The organism is Caballeronia sp. LZ065, from assembly GCF_031450975.1.
Taxonomy (GTDB): domain Bacteria; phylum Pseudomonadota; class Gammaproteobacteria; order Burkholderiales; family Burkholderiaceae; genus Caballeronia.
On record NZ_JARUXV010000004.1, the window covers coordinates 1,219,906 to 1,238,300 of the forward strand.

26 protein-coding genes are annotated in these 18,395 nt (G+C 61.1%); 10 read left to right on the forward strand and 16 right to left on the reverse strand.

The window, feature by feature from the left end:
• Genes QCE63_RS32180 through QCE63_RS32195 form a run of 4 tightly spaced genes read right to left on the reverse strand, consistent with a single transcriptional unit; the run spans position 1 to position 4,533 of the window.
• On the reverse strand, positions 1–1,659 hold the full coding sequence (locus tag QCE63_RS32180; RefSeq protein WP_309838738.1) for a phage portal protein: 1,659 nt from the start codon (positions 1,657–1,659) through the stop codon (positions 1–3).
• Between the two features lie 3 nt (positions 1,660–1,662).
• Positions 1,663–1,938: a gpW family head-tail joining protein gene (gene gpW / locus QCE63_RS32185; RefSeq protein ID WP_309838740.1), complete on the reverse strand. Its 276-nt coding sequence runs from the start codon at positions 1,936–1,938 to the stop codon at positions 1,663–1,665.
• A 17-nt stretch (positions 1,939–1,955) separates the two neighbouring features.
• A complete protein-coding gene (locus tag QCE63_RS32190; protein ID WP_309838742.1) occupies positions 1,956–3,977 on the reverse strand; it encodes a phage terminase large subunit family protein in 2,022 nt (673 codons plus the stop codon).
• Positions 3,955–4,533, reverse strand: coding sequence for a hypothetical protein (locus QCE63_RS32195; RefSeq protein WP_309838744.1), 579 nt, complete (start codon positions 4,531–4,533; stop codon positions 3,955–3,957). Before QCE63_RS32195 ends, QCE63_RS32190 begins: the two co-directional genes overlap by 23 nt.
• 307 nt (positions 4,534–4,840) lie before the next feature.
• On the opposite strand from QCE63_RS32195, the gene QCE63_RS32200 reads away from it, so the two are divergent.
• The gene (locus QCE63_RS32200) at positions 4,841–5,197 is read left to right on the forward strand and encodes a hypothetical protein (protein WP_309838746.1); all 357 of its coding nucleotides are present in this window, start codon (positions 4,841–4,843) and stop codon (positions 5,195–5,197) included.
• Here QCE63_RS32200 and QCE63_RS32205 read toward each other — a convergent pair.
• The 12 genes from QCE63_RS32205 to QCE63_RS32260 all read right to left on the reverse strand — a co-directional run bounded on the left by QCE63_RS32205 (position 5,191) and on the right by QCE63_RS32260 (position 11,923).
• Positions 5,191–5,400: a hypothetical protein gene (locus QCE63_RS32205; RefSeq protein ID WP_309838748.1), complete on the reverse strand. Its 210-nt coding sequence runs from the start codon at positions 5,398–5,400 to the stop codon at positions 5,191–5,193. The two genes, QCE63_RS32200 and QCE63_RS32205, sit on opposite strands and share 7 nt — an antisense overlap.
• 7 nt (positions 5,401–5,407) lie before the next feature.
• Positions 5,408–6,094 carry a hypothetical protein gene (locus tag QCE63_RS32210; protein ID WP_309838750.1) on the reverse strand — a complete coding sequence of 229 codons (687 nt, stop codon included), beginning with the start codon at positions 6,092–6,094 and terminating at the stop codon, positions 5,408–5,410.
• On the reverse strand, positions 6,094–6,900 hold the full coding sequence (locus QCE63_RS32215) for a hypothetical protein (protein WP_309838752.1): 807 nt from the start codon (positions 6,898–6,900) through the stop codon (positions 6,094–6,096). Before QCE63_RS32215 ends, QCE63_RS32210 begins: the two co-directional genes overlap by 1 nt.
• 210 nt (positions 6,901–7,110) lie before the next feature.
• Positions 7,111–7,332 carry a hypothetical protein gene (locus QCE63_RS32220; RefSeq protein ID WP_309838753.1) on the reverse strand — a complete coding sequence of 74 codons (222 nt, stop codon included), beginning with the start codon at positions 7,330–7,332 and terminating at the stop codon, positions 7,111–7,113.
• A gap of 24 nt (positions 7,333–7,356) precedes the next feature.
• Complete coding sequence (locus QCE63_RS32225; RefSeq protein WP_309838755.1) at positions 7,357–7,956, reverse strand: hypothetical protein; 600 nt, start codon at positions 7,954–7,956, stop codon at positions 7,357–7,359.
• Positions 7,953–8,231, reverse strand: coding sequence for a hypothetical protein (locus QCE63_RS32230; RefSeq protein ID WP_309838757.1), 279 nt, complete (start codon positions 8,229–8,231; stop codon positions 7,953–7,955). Before QCE63_RS32230 ends, QCE63_RS32225 begins: the two co-directional genes overlap by 4 nt.
• Positions 8,228–8,698, reverse strand: a complete 471-nt coding sequence (locus tag QCE63_RS32235) for a hypothetical protein (protein WP_309838759.1) — start codon at positions 8,696–8,698, stop codon at positions 8,228–8,230. Before QCE63_RS32235 ends, QCE63_RS32230 begins: the two co-directional genes overlap by 4 nt.
• Before the next feature lie 79 nt (positions 8,699–8,777).
• Positions 8,778–9,320: a hypothetical protein gene (locus tag QCE63_RS32240; protein ID WP_309838761.1), complete on the reverse strand. Its 543-nt coding sequence runs from the start codon at positions 9,318–9,320 to the stop codon at positions 8,778–8,780.
• A gap of 286 nt (positions 9,321–9,606) precedes the next feature.
• Entirely contained in the window at positions 9,607–10,218 is a 612-nt protein-coding gene (locus QCE63_RS32245) for a hypothetical protein (protein ID WP_309838763.1), read from the reverse strand.
• Positions 10,169–11,125 (reverse strand): hypothetical protein, encoded by a 957-nt coding sequence (locus QCE63_RS32250; RefSeq protein WP_309838765.1) that lies wholly within the window; start codon positions 11,123–11,125, stop codon positions 10,169–10,171. Before QCE63_RS32250 ends, QCE63_RS32245 begins: the two co-directional genes overlap by 50 nt.
• Before the next feature lie 2 nt (positions 11,126–11,127).
• Positions 11,128–11,430, reverse strand: coding sequence for a hypothetical protein (locus QCE63_RS32255; RefSeq protein ID WP_309838766.1), 303 nt, complete (start codon positions 11,428–11,430; stop codon positions 11,128–11,130).
• Positions 11,431–11,752: 322 nt separating this feature from the next.
• A complete protein-coding gene (locus QCE63_RS32260) occupies positions 11,753–11,923 on the reverse strand; it encodes a hypothetical protein (RefSeq protein ID WP_309838768.1) in 171 nt (56 codons plus the stop codon).
• 81 nt (positions 11,924–12,004) lie between these two features.
• Here QCE63_RS32260 and QCE63_RS32265 point away from each other — a divergent pair, with 81 nt between their 5' ends.
• The 9 genes from QCE63_RS32265 to QCE63_RS32305 all read left to right on the forward strand — a co-directional run bounded on the left by QCE63_RS32265 (position 12,005) and on the right by QCE63_RS32305 (position 18,381).
• On the forward strand, positions 12,005–13,147 hold the full coding sequence (locus tag QCE63_RS32265) for a S24 family peptidase (protein WP_309838771.1): 1,143 nt from the start codon (positions 12,005–12,007) through the stop codon (positions 13,145–13,147).
• Positions 13,148–13,709: 562 nt separating this feature from the next.
• On the forward strand, positions 13,710–13,835 hold the full coding sequence (locus tag QCE63_RS32270) for a hypothetical protein (protein ID WP_309838773.1): 126 nt from the start codon (positions 13,710–13,712) through the stop codon (positions 13,833–13,835).
• Positions 13,836–14,036: 201 nt separating this feature from the next.
• On the forward strand, positions 14,037–14,198 hold the full coding sequence (locus QCE63_RS32275; RefSeq protein ID WP_309838775.1) for a hypothetical protein: 162 nt from the start codon (positions 14,037–14,039) through the stop codon (positions 14,196–14,198).
• A gap of 122 nt (positions 14,199–14,320) precedes the next feature.
• Positions 14,321–14,494 carry a hypothetical protein gene (locus QCE63_RS32280; protein WP_309838777.1) on the forward strand — a complete coding sequence of 58 codons (174 nt, stop codon included), beginning with the start codon at positions 14,321–14,323 and terminating at the stop codon, positions 14,492–14,494.
• Between the two features lie 79 nt (positions 14,495–14,573).
• Positions 14,574–15,773 carry a hypothetical protein gene (locus tag QCE63_RS32285; RefSeq protein ID WP_309838778.1) on the forward strand — a complete coding sequence of 400 codons (1,200 nt, stop codon included), beginning with the start codon at positions 14,574–14,576 and terminating at the stop codon, positions 15,771–15,773.
• Positions 15,774–15,813: 40 nt separating this feature from the next.
• On the forward strand, positions 15,814–16,611 hold the full coding sequence (locus tag QCE63_RS32290; RefSeq protein ID WP_309838779.1) for a hypothetical protein: 798 nt from the start codon (positions 15,814–15,816) through the stop codon (positions 16,609–16,611).
• Positions 16,604–17,284: a YqaJ viral recombinase family protein gene (locus tag QCE63_RS32295; protein ID WP_309838781.1), complete on the forward strand. Its 681-nt coding sequence runs from the start codon at positions 16,604–16,606 to the stop codon at positions 17,282–17,284. The genes QCE63_RS32290 and QCE63_RS32295 overlap by 8 nt, the downstream gene beginning before the upstream one ends.
• 92 nt (positions 17,285–17,376) lie before the next feature.
• Positions 17,377–17,784, forward strand: a complete 408-nt coding sequence (locus QCE63_RS32300) for a hypothetical protein (protein WP_309838783.1) — start codon at positions 17,377–17,379, stop codon at positions 17,782–17,784.
• Positions 17,785–17,853: 69 nt separating this feature from the next.
• The gene (locus tag QCE63_RS32305) at positions 17,854–18,381 is read left to right on the forward strand and encodes a hypothetical protein (RefSeq protein WP_309838785.1); all 528 of its coding nucleotides are present in this window, start codon (positions 17,854–17,856) and stop codon (positions 18,379–18,381) included.
• Positions 18,382–18,395 lie beyond the last annotated feature (14 nt).

Genomic DNA, 18,395 nt, shown 5'->3' on the forward strand with positions numbered 1-18,395 from the left:
TCATTGCGCCTGTGGTTCCTGTGTGACCTCTTCCGCCGACGCATCGTCCTTCAGCGTCGTCGGAAGAGGTATGCCGCGGTCCTTGAAGTACTGGATCTCGATCGCGCGCTGATCGATGTTGTCGCGCCAGTCGTTGCCCGACAGTTGCGCCGACTCGTCTTCCAATGTCGAAAGGCCCGACTCGATGCCGAGGGCGGCGCCTTGGCGCTCCTTCAGCGGATCGACATAGCCGCGGCCCGGACCAATCCACCATGCCCGCGTGTATGCCGCACGCGCGCGCATGAACTCAGGCGCGCCGGCGGGCAACGGCAGCTCGCCGAGGTCCATCGCTTCTTCCGCAATCGCGCAGAGGATCGGTTGGCCGAAACCGCGACCGAAGTCGCTGCGGCGCCGGTCGAACGTCTTCCATGCCTCGAGCGCGGCGGCACGATACGAGCTGTAGTTCACGTCGGCCCAGTTCTGCGTGATCTGCTGCGCGGACATGCCGGTACCGGCCGCGACGTTACGCAGCATGGCGTTCTCGAACTCAGCGAAATTGCCTGCCGGCCGCGTCGCCGAAACGGTATTGATCTGTTCCCCAGGGAACAGGATCGGCAGCCGCGCGCCGCCGAGGCGCAGGTCGGTCTTGTCGTGGAAGTCGGCCCGGGTGTCCTGATAGCCGTTCATGGCAAGTTCGTCCTCGCCATCACCAAGTGCTTCCGTTACCAGCTGTTTGTCAAACGGGCTCGTGACATACGCACCGAAGATCGCGTTGATGATCGCCGCGTCGAGCTCCGTGCCGTCGTACTTGATCAGCATCTTCAGCCGCTGCAGCACTGGCGTCAGAATGCCCGCGCCGCCGCGGTGCTGGCTCGCGCGGTCGAAGTCGTAGTCGTGGACGACGATCGGCCGTCCCCAGTCTGTCTCGAACGGGATCCGCTCCCACGACACTTGCTTGTTGCCACTGAACCAGTCGCCCTGATGCGCCCTGCGGATATGCGCTGCCACCGGTGCGCCATATTCATCGACCTCAACGCCACCGCGCATTGTCTGATTGTCGAAGTTCTGTTGAGGATTCGACAAGCGGTCCGGATCGATCAATTGCAAGACCGTCGCGAAGTGCGCGCCGCGGGGCAGGCGTTCCGGCATCCACTGCAGGATGCCAAGCGCGTCGCCGTCCACGATCTTGTGCCGGAACGCCAGCCGCATCAATTGCGGGATCGTCAGCTTGCGCTGAGCGTCGCAGAAATGCGCTGGATCTTCGGCCCAAGTCCTCCATCCGGCCTCAAGCGCGCGGCCGAATTCATCGGCCCACTTGTGATCGAATGCTTTGATGCCAGTCATCGCCGCGAGCGCGCGATAGTCGGGCTTCGAGATCGGCCGGAAGTCCGCGCCGATGACGTTGTCGAGCGTGCGCGTGACGGCAGCCGATGCCCATCCGTCGTTCCGCACGAGATCGCGCACGCGCGAGACGATGCGGTCACGGTACGGGTTGAGTTCGCCATCTGGCGACCACAGCACCGGATTCCACTCGCGCATGTGCTGGCCGTACATATCGGCCGCGTCATAGGCGCTTTGGCCGCCGTAGCTGTTATAGCTGCCGTTCAGCGCGAGCGCACGGCTCTTGCGTTCCGGCAGCGGTTTCCCGTCCGGACCGAGAAGCTGTACGTTCGATTCCATGCGTCATCGCCTGGTGAAAGAGATTCGGTTTGCCCTGCGGGGCGAGTCGACAATGCCGAGCTGCGCCTGCATGAGTTGGATCGCTGCGGTCAATTCCGCAAGGTTCGCTCGCGTGTAGGTCACAGACCGCGTGCCGTCGCCCTGCGTGTACGAATACGACTCGCCCTGCGCGCCGCTCATCAACTGGATGTAGATCTGCTGCGCCTGCGCGAGCGACTGCCGCAAGGCCGTCTCGTCCATGCCGGCGAGAAGGCTGCGGCTCGGGTCGAAGCGTCGCAAAATATTTCTCCTCTGCTTCAGCCGGCGAGCCGCCGAATCCGAGAGCGTTTCTCAGGTTGTGCCTGCTTGATGACTGGTCCGTCTGGCCGCACCGGCCGGGACGCGCTCACGACGTCAAGCTCGACCTCCTCTTTTTCCGCGGGTGCAGGCGGCACGAGATCGCTCGGATCCGCCTGCACCGCCTCGACCCGCCGATTCAGCTTCAACCCCATGTGCATGAGGCCGCAGAGCGCCGCGTAGCCGTACACGCGGATGTCGAGCGCTTCGTTTGCGCGCCCGGGTGGTAGCTCCCACACTCGGAACTTCTGCCCGTTGGCAAACTTCGTCACCGAGCGCTCCGAGATGAGCTGCGCGAAGTAGTTGATGTCCCGATCGCTCGGGAAGTGCATGTACCCCGCGGGGTACGTCAGCACGCCATCGGTGTCTTCCGGATCGCGCCGCAACCGCTCGCGGACGACGTCCTTGGCCGCGTTCACGCCGATGATGATCGGGCGGAACGTCGACTTCGTTCGTGACGACGGGCGTTTCGTTGGCCACACCGGCGATCGCGCGCCGCCGCGCGCCGACTCGCCCTTGATTGCCCAGATGCGGCGCCCGAGCCGCGCCTTCGCGAACTCGTACACCTTCTGAGTGTGGTGTCCGCCAGAGTCGATGCACGCAGCCGAAACCGCGAACCCGCGCCCGTCCGCCCGGCGCCACACGCGCTTCAGGTACTCGTCGACGCGCTTCCACAGCTCTGCGCTTTCGGGATCTCCTTCGATCACCGCGTGGTCAATCGACCAGCTTTCCTCGTTGTGCCCCCAGCCAATCGTTTCGAGCTCGACCCGATCATCTTGGACGTCGCCGCCGACCGTGATCAGGCCAACGCCGTCAGGCACTTCCGCGTCCCACACCTCGGTGCGCGCCGCCAGGCGCGTCTCGCTCAGTGCGCGGTCGCCGCGATCCTCATATGGCTCGCCGAGCACGAGGTTGATGAAGGTCTGCCGCGCCAGCGGATCGTCCTTCACGCGCAGCCATTCGGCCACGAGGTTCGCCCAGCACGCATTCGGGAACAGGCTATACCCGGCCCAGATATGAAATCCGGCGTGGCCCTTGAACGGCTTCGTCGCGCGCCACTCACCGCCCGCCACCATGTCGGCCTTGTCGACCTCCTGGATGATGCAGCCGTTGTGCCGGCAGACGTAGTAGACGCTGTCCGGCAGACCGTTGCCGTGCTCGTCTCGATCCCACTTCATGCCGTGGGGCGTGTCCGGACCGCCCCACTCGAGCACCTGGTGCTCGCCGCAGTGCGGGCAGGCCACGAAAAAGTAACGCTGGTCGCTCTCGTTGAAGCTTTTCTCGATGCGGCTGTAGCCCTTCACCGTCGGCGTCGAGCCGAGCACAATCTTGCGATTCCAGAACGTCTCCGACCGCTTCGTGCCCAGCGCGATCTGATCGCCTTCGTTCCCGGCACCGTCCACCGGATAGGCGTCGACCTCGTCGAACATGACGACTCGCGACGTGATCCGCCGGAAGCCCGCGGGGCTGTTCGCGCCGACGAGCGTCAGGCTGGAGCCATTGCGGAACGTCTTCGCGAGGATCGTCTGATCGCTGTTCTTCGCCTTCTGGTCGCCCGCGATGGATGCGAGCACCGGCGTATCGCGCAGCATCGGCGCGATTTCCGTCTTCGAGTAGCTTTCCGCATCCTCGACGCGCGGCTGCACGACAAGAATCGGCGAAGGGTCCTGGTGGATGAAGAAGCCGACCGCGTGGTCCATCAGCTTCGTATAGCCGACCCGGGCCGACTTCATGACGCTGATCTTCTCGACGCTCGGATCAGTCACTGCATCCAGCATGCCCCTCTGGTAACCGAACGCGCGAAAGCGGCCGGTCTGCGCACTCGTCTCCCGCGACAGCACCGCGTAGCGCTCGGCCCACTCGCTCAGCGTCAGCTTGGGCGGCGGCGTCAGGTTCTGCCGGATTGCCGCCGTCAAGCCCGAGCGCAACGCCTCATACCCGCGCGCGTACCGCCGGGTGCTATTTGGGGTTGCCTGCTCCATCGCGAGTGAGTTCTTCGAGCGCTTCTGTGATGACCTCCTGCAGCATGTCCTGCAGCTCGGCAGGCGTCTTGCATCGGTGGAGACGCGGAGCCTGCTCCGCCGGAATCGACAGCAGCCGGGTTCTGACCTTGGCGTATTCGGCGCCGACGGCCTTCGCCACTTCGGCGACGTCGATCACCAGACCGGAGTCGCGGTCATATTCGAGCTGAGCTTTCAACCCGAGGTAGTTTTCTTTGAAGCAGCGCGCTTCGTCAAAGTCGAGCAGCTGCACGTTGCCCGACAGGATGCGATCGGCCGCGTCCGCCGCGCTCTCGCGCGCACCGAGCGTTACCTCACTCGCCGCTTGGGTAACGGTCTTGGGCTTGTTACCCTTCGTCGGCTGGGTAACAGGCTGGGTAACAGCCGGCGTGCCGTCGCGGCGGTACCGTTTCAGCAGCGCATTCGACGCATCGACGTCGACCTCATCGCCCGCAAACACAAGCCAGCCGCGCTCCTTCCACTTCGTGACCGTCTTCCGGCTGACGTCGTGGAGTGCCGCGAACTCGCTCTGGTTCATTGCCCGCTCGTGTTACCCGAATTTGAAAATTTCATGCCTAGAAAAACATCGCGCGCGCGCAGTGCCCTCGAAGAGAAGGGCGCATAGAGGGACCCCGCCGCTTATAGCGGGCACGACATCGACACGCTTCGCTGCAGAAGAGAGCCCCCGCGCGCTTTGCGATGAAGAGTTCCCCGCATTCTCGGCAGTTCGGGAAGTGAACAATCGACGATGGCATTCCGCCAGCATGTTCTTGAACGCAGTCGTCGCATGACATCGCCGTCTTGGCATGTGACAGCGTCACAAGACGCGTGAATGAGACGGCGCAGTGCTGGCACGTCGCAACGCGTTCGATCGTGAGTGTATTCATCGCGTTCGTGCGCCGGTCTACAGCACGCAGATTCGCTCGCCGATTGTCGAGCGCGTCACGATTGATGTGATCGGCATCGCGCGTATCGCTGGCGTCCATGCCAAGCACAACCCGATGCATCCTGATCGTGCGGTTCTTGCCGTTCTCGACGACGTTGCGCACGGCATACACGTGATTTCCAGCGCCGTTCGGCTTCGCCTTCCACTTCCACTGCGACAGGAACGCGACCATGTCGTCATCCACAAGGGCGAATTCGTGCCGCCCGACAGCATGCCTGCCAGACAGTTTGATCAAAGCCATATGGAATCTCAGTAGTCGCCGTTCTTCAGCATTACGATGCCTGGCACGCCCGCATCGACAGCACTTCCCTCGTCGATCTGCGCATCACCCGGAAGGCCCACCGCCTGCAGCGCAACATTCAGCAGATGCTCTGCCGCCGATGCGCATTCCGCTACGATCACTGCGGCAACGCCCACCGGGTAGAAGCCGGTGAAGTTGGAGCAGGTGTAGATCTTCATGGCGATCTCAGCGAGCGGTTGCAAGGGCCGTGGCAAATGCGGCAGCGAACTCCGCGCGGTAGGTTGATGCAACGACCTCGCGGCCGCGCTTCCCGAAGTCGAGATGCTGCTTGACCGGCTGCGCGTCACCGAAGCGGATCAGTAGCTTCAGGTGGCCCGTCTTGTTGACGCCCCGCAGCGCGACACCGCGCTTTCCGCTGCGCTTCACCGTCTTGACTTCTGTCGGGCGCTGCCAGACACCGCCGATCGACTCGCCGCTCTTCGTCTTGATCGACCCGACGAAGATGTCCGGCCGCCCTTCCAGACGTTTCAGCGCCGCACGGCTGAAGTTGCCGTACTGGTTCAGTAGCGCCATGTCTTTCGGGTTCAGCCAAGTCTTGCCCGAACCGATCAGCTTGTGCGTGCCGCCAAACTCGTAGGGCGCGAGGTAAGCGGCGGCGATGTCCTTCACGAACACCAGCGCTTCCTGCGTGTTCTTCTTCGCAGCCTTGACGCCGATCGAGTTGACCGTAAACGGCGTCGGGCGGTCGAACACCTGTGGGAGGGCCGCTTTCTCGGCGGCCTGAACGCGTTTTGCGACTGCCGTCAGCGCCTGTGCAGACGCGAACGGCAGCTGCTTGCGTTCGAAATCGTTGAGCCTCCGCGTCAGCGCGTCGAGATCCGACTGAACGCTGATGCGGATAGGGCTCGGCATCACTCGTCCTTGATGGCCGGGTGGTTCTTCAGATCCGCCAGACGCTGGATCAGGCGCTGGTACTCATGCACCGCGGCGTTGCCGACCATGCGCACCAGTTCTTCGATCTCGCCGATGATCGTCAGCGGATGCTCTTCGCTCGGCTGCGCCGCCGCTGTGCTGTCGACGGACACATCAGCGTCGCCACCAGCGGCCAAAGGGACAGCGCTCGATTGCGCCTGCGCGTCGAGATTCGGCGCTGCGGGCGTGGGGCTGAGATCAGCCGACCCTGCGCCGCCGGGATCTGCTTGCGCATCGGTCACAACCGGCTCGGGAGCATCGACCACTGCGTCAGCAGTCGATTCCGTAGACACCGAGGTAGAACTCGCGGCGCCGGCCGGTTGCGTATCGACGCTCGATGCGAAGCTCGCATCCGAGGCGGCGGTCGCATTGGGCGAGCCAGCGACAACCGCATCCGCGTTTCCCGTGTCACCTGCGACCGGAGTCTCGCCCGACACCGCAGCGGGCGCATAGGTCGTAGCGGAAGTATCGACGGGTGCCGCCTCCGCAGGTGCCGCATCGATCTTTCCCGCATCAGCGCCCGTATCCGAGCCGATCACAGGCACAGCCGGGTCCTGAACAGCCTGGACATCGCCAGCCGTCGGCACGGCTGACGAGGTTTGCTCCCCCACGTTGGCGCTCGCATCGACGCCTGCTCCATCGGCGATCAGGTCGGGGATCTCATCGCGCGTGATCTCGCGAATCGGCGCGACGGCCGCTTCGTCGTTGTCGAAGATAACCTTCGTGTCCGGGTTGTACTTGAGCACAGCAACCTCCAGAAAAGAGAACGCCTCGGCTGTTGACGGCCGAGGCGTCAAAATCAGGGCAGTTGCCCCGCGAGGAGACACGCGCGAACGTGTTCGAGCGATGCGCAAAGCAAAAAGCCCGCTGTCTTTCGACTAGCGGGCTTTCAGGGCGCATCTTTCCGGCAGTTACTCTATCCGAATTGGAACGCCTGTGCAATACGTAATTGGAGCCTACCTTTTCACTGGCGGGTCGATGCGCATGTAGTTGTCAGAGCCAGCCTGGACAGAAGCGTAGAAATATTCTGCGCCCTGCTTGCTTTCTGCTTCGGCCCGCGCCTCCTCTTCGCTGGAGAAAAGACCAAGCATCCGCTCGGGCTGGCGTGCTAAAGCGACCCAACCCAATACCCATCCAGGATTTTCAGGGTCTTGCTTCAAGTTCGGTGATCCGCTCATTATCTTCTCCTTGACGAGGCGAGATTATAACGAGAGCAACACCTCGACCCGAATGAGATGTCGTGCGACCAGCATGGGGAATAGTCGCTCCTTCGCGGCCTGATACGTCTCGTGCTGGTCTCCCGCGCGCCCGCTGCCCCACACCTTCCAACCGCATTCCTTGTTGCGCATGCTGGTGCTGATCGCCGCGCGTTGCTCCGCCGTCAGCGCGTCGACACAAAGCTGAACTTGCTCCGATTGCTGGTCGTCCGCCCATTGATAAGCGGCTTCGCTATCCTCCTCCGCGTTCGCCGGCGTCTCGTATCCGCGGCACGTGCGGTCCTCCGGCCGATAGAAGTGCGACAGCGTCTCGCGATGCGACTGCCGGATTTGCCACTGATACCAGACCGACAGCAGTTCTTCGATGTGTTCGCTCTGTTCGCGCGTCATGAAAACCCCCTCCTCGTATTTTCGGCATCGCCGCATGTCGTAGACGCTCAGCGCTGCTTTCTGAACCGCGTTGTTGCATATGAACTTCGTCGTGCCGCCCCAGCGCGACCGGATCAACTGAGCGCAGCCGAGGCACGTGCCCGCCTGCCGCTCCTCGAGCACGATCGCCGGATCCCGGTAGTCGCCACGTCTCATCGCTTGCTCCCGTAAAGCCGCTCGATCGTCGCTGCCAAGCAGTCGAGCTCGCTGACCTTCGCAACCTCCCACATGCGGCGCTGCCCGTGGATGCCGTTGAAACTTCCCTGATGGCAGTCCTTGCACAGCGGGATCACGCAGAAGTTCGGGCTCTTGCGGCCCGGCGTGCGGCCAGCGAGTATGTGGTGAGCATCGCTGGGGCCTGCGACGCCACAGACCGAGCAATCAAGCTCCTTCACCCTGTAGATGTGGCGTTCCTCTGCGGCGCGCGTCATTCGAACTCTCCAATGACCGCCTCAACCATCTGCTCGCGACCGGCGTCGTCCAGTTGCGGCCAAAGGAACCGGTATGCGTGCGGCTGACGCAGGAACGCAATCACAGCGTCGTGCACGTCGCGGAATGCCGCGTCGTCGAGCGCCTCGTATGCGATGGACTTCGGCATCGCGATCCAGTCACCGTTCGGACCGGGAACGAACTCGCAGTGCCCTGCCCCCACTTCCAGCCACTTGCGCATGCGCTCGGCGTCGTTGAACACCTCTTGCGCGGCGAAGAACGCACCGAGCATGGCGAAGTGCAGACGGTGGAAGCGCGGCGAGCGCGGGATCTTGAACTCGAACGCCAGCGTCTCACCGATCCGCAGCTCGCCGAGCTTCTGGCGGAAACGGTCATATGCGCGCTCCTGCCGATCGTCGATACCGGACAGTCGCCCCGTTTCGTCCTTTCGGAGAATCACCTTGCTCATCTCGCCACCTTCGCGGGCTTAGTCCAGTCGCGCCGCTTCACTCCCATCACGGCGAAGTAAGCATCGAAGTCTGCGGGGATCATGCGGCTCTCCCGAAAAAGGCTTGGGTCAAGTCATCAACCTTCGGAATCGCCCGGCGACGACGAACGTTGTACTTCTTCTTCATGATCTCTAGCTCGACCGGATCGACGCGCTCAAGGTAGCGAAGGTTGCGTTGGCGCTGTGTCATGGGACTGGGCTTCTTCGCGCTTTCGCCTTTTCCGCCCAAGTAGATGGCCTGCCATTGCCCCTTTTTTCCGACTTGTCTCCAGACGGCTATATGCGCGCGCTCTTCGTCCACAACGCGAGTCATTACTTCGTGCAGATGGCCCCAGCAGATCGCTATTTCCTTGAAGACGTCAAGCCTTGTTCTAGGCTTACAGTCGGAAAGCAGTTTTTCGACCTCGAATACCAGCTCTGAGTAAGAACGGGGCTTATGGGCAAGTCCGAGCTTAAAGGCCTTCCGTTCAATGCTATGCACGGCACGCCCCGGAAGCTTGTGCGCCTGTAATTTTGTTGGAATAGGAGACTTCCACATTTCCTTCAGCACTTCAATTTCCTCGTCACTCCACAGCGCGCGCATTACGCTCCCCTCCCCGTCAAACACTCAATCGCCTGTTCCGGCGTCTCGACTACGTACGCTTCGCCCTTCCAATTCCCGAACCACACTGCCTCGTCGTCTGTCAGCTTTCGCGCGCTAGGCGGCTTCTTGCCGTCCTTCACTTCAAGCACCAGAGTTCTTCCGCGGAATCCGACGAGTAGGTCAGGACATCCGTTTCCGACCGCATGGATCGGCGTTACGCTTGCCCCCACCTTTCGCAGCGCCGCCACGATCTCGGGCTGATTGACGTCGATCTTTGCTGCGCGCCTCATGCGGCGACCTCGTTCCGCTTGTGGATGACGCTGGCGCGGATCTTTGCGAACTCGTCGTTCCTGTATGCGGCCTGCGCACCAGAGCCTGACAGGACCGCATCCTCGGCGTGTCGCAGCACTTCTGCCGTCAGAGACGACCCGTTGCGCGCTCGCCCCGTACTCACCATGTCGAAAGCCCATGCGACCGATCCGACCAACCGCGCTGCGCGCGCCGCAGCCTGGCGGATCTGAGGCATGGCAGCGCCGACCGTCTCAGCCGATGCCCGAACACCGTTCTCAAGCTGCGGTGCAGTGCTTGCCGCGGCCTCGACGCGAGCTTGCTTGCAATGCGCGATGAACTCGGGAAGCGTGGGCGCCTTAACAAGCGCTGTCAGGTTGTCGCTGCCCGCCTTTAGCTGAGCCTTCGACAGCTTCGCGAGCTCGACGGCCCATGCCTTCTGCACCTCGACCGGGTTCGTGCCGCGCCAAGCATCCGCAAACCGGGCGCCGTAGAACGCGCTCATCTTGGAAAACAGAACTTCCATCCACTTGAGCGGCAAAGCGTTTTCCGGCCATTCCTCACGAAAGTCGGGTTGCTTCAACGTCGACAACTCGGTCATCTGATTCATTTCGTCGGCTCCGGCCGGTCAGTGCTGCGATGGTTTCTGCGCGTTCGTCGTGGTAGCTGCGGTGCTGCGGTCGAGATCGGCCAGAGGGAGGCGGCCTGGCGGCATCGGCTGTCCAGCGCTGAGCAATCGCGACAACGAACCCGGCTTTGATTCGGCCGCTCGTGTCGGAGGCCTTGGCTTCAGCACAAGCTGCCTCGATGGTTTCGACGCTGATGCCGGCCTCTGCTGCGGCAACGATTCGCGGATCACCCGGTTGCGCTTCGATTGAATTTCTCCGCATCGCGGCGGACAGGTCGGACGGTCGGACGGGGGCGCGAGTCTCACCACCTACGTCCGTCCTTGCCCCTATGTCTTTATCTTCTTCTCTTCTCTTCTCTTCTCTAGCGTTACTTGTGACGCTCACCGTTACGTCACCAGTAACGTTATGCGTTACGTTACTGGTGACGGTTTCTACGTCGTCATGCTGGCGAGTAGATCGGTGTTTTTGACGGTATCGAGCTTGCCGTTCAGCATTGGTCGATCTGGCGTTGTCCTTTGCTGGGGCGTTGTTCTCAAGGAAGTTGGGCATTTCTACGGTGCGACTCTCAGCATCGAAAATTGCCCACCCCGCGGTCTGCATCGCCTCGCCGAATCCGGGTATTCCTGCAGCCTGGTCAATCGTCCGGAGCGTGCTGTTTTTCCACACGCCGTCATCTGTGTGTTCGTTCGTTGCACACCAGACACGTAACAGAGCCGCGAGCGTAACGTCACGCGTAACGTCACGCGTAACGATCTCGTCGAGACATCCATTGAATCCGGTTGAAAGACGACGCCCCACCTCGGTTGACTCGCCGACGATCTCGGCGATCAGCAGAACCTTCGGGTGAGTGCAAAGAGACGCGCGCATCTTGATCCAGTCGCCAGCCATGATTAAGCCTTCGGCAGCCCGATGAGTTCTTGAGACTTGCCAGTAGCGGCGTCGCGACGCGTGTCGCGCTTCTGGAGCAGACTTGCATCCAAGAGCGAGCGCACGCGTCCACAGACGCTGGAGAGTTTGAGATTGGTGCACGCAGCGATTTCCTCGCGCGTGAGAAGCGTCTCCTGACCGATGAAGCAGTCCATCACCATTCGCTGCGTGTGACAGAGCTGCTTCGTCGTCAGAGAGTGAAACGACGCGTGCTGGGTCTCAGCGACGCGCCTGCCCGATCTCGGGCTGTAAAAGTCAGGTTCCATCTGGGCCTCCATTGAGGAGTACTGAAATCGAACAGAAGCAGCCTCTGAATGAAACGGCTTTTGTTTGAACTCTTCCCAGCAGTTACCGGCCTCGTACCGGTGCTTAAATCAGCCAGTGGACTGGCCAGTCATTTTCCCCGCGCGATCCCAATGTGGGCCGCGTAGAAAGCTGCTACTTCAGGATGCAAGACACCGTAAATCGACCGCAAAACGTGATACCCGACGTACTTCTGAATCGAAACGCCCAATCGAAGCGATTCCGCGACCAGTTCTGCAGCCTCTGGGACGGGAATTTCCGCTGCGAGATGCGTTCTTTCATCGGTCATGCGTGCACCGCGCTCCCGTGTTGGGACGGTTCAGCACTGACGCCGATCAAGTTAGCCGGCAAAGTGCCAACTGTGCCGAACAGAAACAGCTTCGTGATGCGCGCGAGCGCAGCCGAGTCACTGTCAATGCCGTAAAGCGCCTTGAAGGTCTGCATGCCGTCGTACACGGCATCCTCCAGGCGCGTCTTTACTTCGTTTCGAAACTCGGCTCTTCGGGACATGCTCCTTTCTCCAGTAGAAAAACAACAATGAAACTCACGCAGAAACGGGTGCGCAAGATGATGTCAGGCCGGCGCCGGCTCGGACTGATGCCGGTCGACAAGGAAGATCTCGGGGAACTCCAGCTTGACCGCGGCGGGGATACCTCGCTCCTTCCAGTTGTAGACGCGCTGAACCCCTCCGCGGGTGGTGAACCCAAGAGTCTTGGCGAGCTGAGCAGGGCCACCGAGTCTTTCGATCAGTTGCCGGTCAGCCAGAGTAGAGAGAGTTTTCTTGTCCATGCACCATTAAACACCGCGTTTAAACAAAAGTCAAACGCTTTGTTGAACAACAATTTGTTTAGGTGCGGGATGATGTCGCCCATGCAAGATTCAACAAAACGCCTCTATGAGGCAGTCGACGTCATCTCCCCTTCGCCGCTCCTGTCGAAGGCCGACGTCGCGCGCTTCCTGAACGAGTCACAGCAAAGGGTGAAGAACTGGGAAAGCCGAGGCGTGCCCTCGAATTTTGCGATGGAATTCGAGAAAGCCCATGGGGTCAGTGCGCGATGGCTTCTCTTCGGGGAAGGAGCGATGCAAGTAGGAGCGTCGCAAGCGGATCCCGCGCCCAGGCCGATGGTCCGAGCTCAAACCCGAGACAGCGCAGAAAATTTGCCTCTGATCGATGATTCGGCCGCCGGTAAGCTTCCGCATAATAATGGCCAAGCTGCCGATTCACGGACAGGAAATGTCCCGATCCCGATCCAGTATTCGGTAGACAAATCGAAGTTTCGCCCCATCCCCGTCGTCGGACGTGCTCAGGGCGGAATGCCTGAGAGAATCTGGACTGATGGGGACTATCCTGTGGGAGCCACAGATAAATACGCTGAGGTCGCGACGAGCGATCCGCACGCCTTCCTTACGCCGATCGTCGGAACGTCGATGTCGCCGAGGTATAACCCGGGCGAGTTCGCGCTGGTCGAGCCGGCAACTGACCCAGAGCTTGAGGATGATGTCTTGGTGCGCCTGACGACCGGCGAGACCATGCTCAAACGGCTCGTGTCTCGGCGCGGTGGCGTCCAGCTCGCGTCCTACAACGAGCCTGGCACGATGCTCTACGACGAGACTGAAATCACGTGGATGTATTACGTCGCGCACCCGGTCCCGGCCCGGAAGATCAAACAGCGAGTCTGACGCCCAGCGCAGCCTTACGCACAGCCTGTCACAGACGATCGCCTCCCCAACCCGCTTCGGCGGGTTTTTTGTTGCCCGCGCAACACAGCAGCCTCCTCCGACTTCTCCCTGTTACAAATTTCTTCAACGCGATTAAACAAAACGTTTTGACTTCTGTTTAAACATCGTGTTTAATACAACTCATGCGCTGAACGAACAGCGCGGCGCCAGACGGCGATGCTCTTTAACAAGTTGGAAACGATAAACCAGCCGAAAGGCTGTACACGCCGATGGCTCGCATGAGCGACTAGGCGCAGGACGTAACCCTCGACTCCTGATGAAAGATCCGAGGCTATCCGCCAGACGCCTGGTTGCCAGATGCAGCTATAGAACGGCTGGCGGATTGATCCCATGCACTAGACCCGGAGCCGACGCGATCGGGAGTAGCCGGGCTGATGCATGACAGTGGGCTTGGAAATGCCCGTTCGGGGAGCGGTCATTTCTTAGTCCATTGCGGTAAGCACTACTGAGTCTTATCAAGACGCCGTGACAGGACGTCGTGACAAGACCACACGAGGTGACCATGAACGTCCTTCACAACTGGATCTACATCGGCGCGAACGCGTATCAGGAATACACGTTCGTTCCATGGCTTAACCGCTCCGTGTACCGGAGAACAGTCGATCTCAACAGCATCTGCCTTCAGTGAGCACGCCATGCGAAGAAAAGAACCTAGGCCGGGCCGCTACGGGTGGTGCTGGCACTGCAAGACCAATGTCGAGAGCGTGATCGTAGACCAAGGATTTGGCTACGACTACGGCTCGATCAGCGAATACCACGCGGTTGAAGACCACGTCTGCCCTAAATGCAGTGAGCGTGTCAACGAGCCCAAGGATGAGGAGGTCGAGTCATGAACCAGCACGAGATGAGAGCGGTACTCGACACCTTGGAGATGGCCCGCGACGCGCTGACTGTCAAGGTGACAGAGCGCGAGATGGCCCAGACAAAAACGATGCTCAACCTGCACATCCTTCAGATGCAGCGCGAGCTGATGACCGTGGAGCGTCGCTGATGCGATCCGTCACTGAGCAAGAACTCAACGATGCCGACGTCTTCGCATCTGCCATCACTTTCTGTTTCGGCGCCGTGTTTTTCGTCGGCGTCTTCGCAGTCTTCTTCTCGTAGGAGCCAGCCATGAAAGACATGTTCACCGAGCAGCGCAAAGCGCTTCTCAAGGATTGGTCTGAGTACGTTGACAGCCACGAAGAGCGCCTGGAGCGCGCGAAAGAAGCGCTGGGCGATCGCTACCTGCTGGCACCGTGCAACCGCGTTCAGCGGCTCGCGAAGCCCTACGGGAGCATCCGATGAGCTACGTCTTCGTCTGGCTCGCCCTTCAACTTCCCGTCGGCATCGTGCTCGGCAAGTGGATCAAACATCGAGGTTTCGCGTGAACAAGAATGAATTGAGCGTGCCTGAACGCGCAGCTGTAGCGCTTGGTACGTCTGAGCATGAAAAGAAGTTGCGCGAATTGGTTACACAGTCCGGATCGATCGTCGAGATCAAGAATGCAGACGCCCGTACGCAGTGCCATGCTGCGTACATGGTCCTGAAGAATGCGCGCGTCGCAATCGAGAAGGTCGGCAAGGAGGCTCGCGAAGATGCGACGGCATTCTCGAAAGCGGTTATCGAAGAGCAAAAGCGGCTTTGCGCGATCACCGAAGCCGAAGAAGCGCGCCTGCAAGGTCTGCGCGACGAGTGGGACGAAGCGCGCGAGGCCGAGAAACGTGCAGCCCGAGAAGCGGAAGAAAAACGCCTTGCCGCGATCCAGCGCGCAGTGAACGACATCCGCACGACGCCGGTCGACTACGCCGGCAAGTCATCGGAAGAGATCCAAGGCGCCTACAACCTGCTCACGTCCCTTGAGATCAACGTCGACGTGTTTGACGATCAATGCGGCCACGCCGAGATCGCAAAGACCGAGACGCTCAAGAAGCTGGAGCAGATGTTCGCTGATGCTCAGACGCGTGAGGCTGAGGTGAAGCGTCTTCAGGCAGAGCGAGAAGAACTGGCAAGGATGCGAGCCGAGCAGGAAGAGCGTGATCGCCAGGCAGCCGCCGCGCGAGCAGAGCAAGAACGCAAGGCTGCAATCGCACGCGCCGAGGAAGAGCGCCGTGCGCGCGAACTTCGCGAGCAGGAAGAGTCTGATCGCCGCGAAGCGAAACGCCGTGCTGATGAAGCAATTCGCGCCGAGCGTGAGGCGCACGAAGCTGAGATGCAGGCTCAGCGCGACGAGATCGCCCGCCAGCAGGCAGCGATCGCGGCGGCCAAGGCTGAGCAGGAGCGAGTTGAACGCGAACGTCAGGAAGCGATTGAGGCCGAAGAGCGCCGCAAGCGCGATGAAGCAGAGGCAGCCGCGCGCGCCGAAGCCAGTCGTATCCGCGCCGAGCAAGACGCCAAGCTCGCCGAGCAGAAGCGTCGTGAGCGCGAAGAGTTTACCGATAAAGGGCCGGGTGACGTCGAGATCGTGCGAACGTTGGCTTCGCACTATGACGTCACTGTTGGCGACGCACTCGAATGGCTGAAGCGCTTCGATGCGAAAGCCGCTGACGAGCAATTCGCTGAAAACCGAGATCTTCAAACCGTCTAAATCCACAACGCCCCGCCTAGTCTGGGGCAAAGGAGAAATCATGTCTGAACTCATCCCGGCGCAGTCCTTTGACCTGTCGCCCAAGTCGCTCGACGAGGCCCTGAAATTCGCTGATTACCTCGCCGACTCCAGCATCGTGCCGAAGGACTTCCAGCAGAAGCCCGGCAACATCCTCGTCGCCATCCAGTGGGGCATGGAGCTCGGCCTGAAGCCGATGCAAGCCATGCAGAACATCGCCGTGATCAACGGGCGTCCGTCACTCTGGGGTGATGCCGTTCTCGCCCTGGTGCGCGCCTCGGCGCTGTGCGAATACGTCTACGAGACGTTCGAGAATGGAACGGCAATCTGCCGCGTGAAGCGCCGCGGCGAAGAAGAGCAGATCCGGACATTCAGCGAGGCGGACGCCAAGCAAGCCGGTCTGATCGGCAAGCAGGGACCGTGGGCGCAGTACCCGAACCGTATGAAACAGATGCGCGCTCGGGCGTTCGCACTGCGTGACGTGTTCCCGGACGTGCTGAAGGGTATGCCGATCGCTGAGGAAGTCGGCGATTATCTGCCCGCTGAACGTGACATCACTCCACGTGAGAAGCAGTCGCCGGCGCAGATCGCTCAAAGCGCCGCACAGTCGTCGCGTCCCGAACGCAGCGAGCATCACGAGAAGATCATCGCTGCGCTTGAGACGGTTGCAAAAGAACTCGGCTTCGAACCGTTCAAGGAAGAGTGGTCGAAGCTGTCGAAGGAAGACCGCGCAGCCATCGGCCTGAACGAGCGCAACCGAATCGCAGAAATCGCCAACTCAACGCCGGTTGATCCGAATGAAGGAGCCAGCAATGAGTGACGTGATCGAACAGCGCACCGATGCCTGGCGCGAGGCGCGCGCCGGCAAGCTCACCGCATCGCGCTTCATCGACGCCATCGCGATGTCGAAGGTCGAGCCGGGCGACATGTACAAGTCTGGCCCGCGCAAGGGACAGCCGAAGATTGCTGAGTCGCTGGCGCCGCGCGAGAAGTACAAGCGCGAGGTTGCGTTCGAAAGGCTGGCAGGCATGCCCCGGCATGAGATCAGCGGCCACGCGCTGCGCTACGGAAGCGAGGTCGAGCAGTTCGCTCGTGAGGCTTACGAACTGCACACCGGGAACATCGCAGTCGAGGCGCAGTTTGTCTGCCACCCGGACTACGACTTCATCGGCGCGTCGCCGGACTTTCTTGTCGACAGCGACGGCGGAGGCGAAATGAAGTGCCCGATGGATGAAGGCGTGCACATCGGCACCTGGCTTGAAGGCGTGCCGCTTGATCACATCCCCCAGATCCAAGGCGGAATGCTCGTGACCGGACGGCAGTGGTGGGATTTTGTGAGTTACGACCCGCGCCAGTGCGACCGCCTCCGACTCTATGTCCAGCGAATCCCGCGCGATGACGACTACATCAATGGAATCCTGCTTCCCGGCCTTCTGCAGTTCAACGCGGAGGTCGAGCAGATGATCGCCGAGCTGAATCGGCGCGCAGCCTGATTTCAACGGGGAGCGGCCCGGCGCTCGAAATCCGGGACTAATTCAAACCCGCCGCGCGTCGGTCCACGCGTAATCACGAGGAGTTTCACATTATGTTCCGCAAAATCATCGTCATCGCAGCAGTCGCAACTCTCTTCACGGGCCATGCACAAGCAAGCGGCTTCCAAGTTGGTGGCGGATTTGGTTCGTCGGCTGACATCTCCGGCGGCTCGCAAGCAACGGCCGGCAGCAACGGTAACGGCTATTCGTATCAGACGTCGGGATCGAGCGGCACGATGTACAGCGTAGGCGGAACCGCGCTCGGCGCAGGGGTGAGCTACGGCGGAAACGTAGGTGCAATTGGTGGCGTGTCGGGCTCGTATGCGACCGGCGGCTCGGTGACGAACGCCACGGCCTACGGCACGACCGGATACGACGGCTACGGCGCGACGAAATCGGGCGCTGGCGGCGACTACAGCAGCTACGGCAACAACGGCGTGTCTGCTTCGTACGCGTACTAAACCCAGAAATGAAGAGGCCCCGGGTGCTAGGAACACCCGAGGCCTGACTCCACACGAGGAAGGAGCCCCATGAACACGAAGTCCACGGCAGTCGCCATTCTACTCGCTCTGAGCATCGGCCATGCTCAAGCGCAGTCCAGTTCGACCGCGCAGCAGTCGAGCAACTCTCAGTCCGTCGCGCAAGGAAGCATCACCTTCTCGCAGTCGCCCGCCGACCAGCATCTCTCTGAGACTGTTCGCAATGTCCCTTCGATTGCACTCGGCTCATACGCGAGCAGTTTCAGTCAGATGAACTGTGCAAGCACTGCTCAAGCGGGGATGTCTGTCGCAGGCTTCGGTATTGCAGGCGGCGCGAGCAAAGACAGTCCGTCGTGCGTGCTTGAAGTGGCTGCCGCCGAACTTACGCGTCAATCAACCGTTGACCCGAGCAACGCTACGAACCTCCAAAAGGCAGCTATTCAAGTTCGTTGCCAAATCAACGAGCAGATCTACAACGCGATGATCGACGCGGGCTTCGACTGCAAGCGCAAGCCGAAAGACCTCACCTCCCGCACGGACACCCAGCCCGAGTCGACGCGCGTCGCATCTGGGAACTGACACCACCCGGCCGC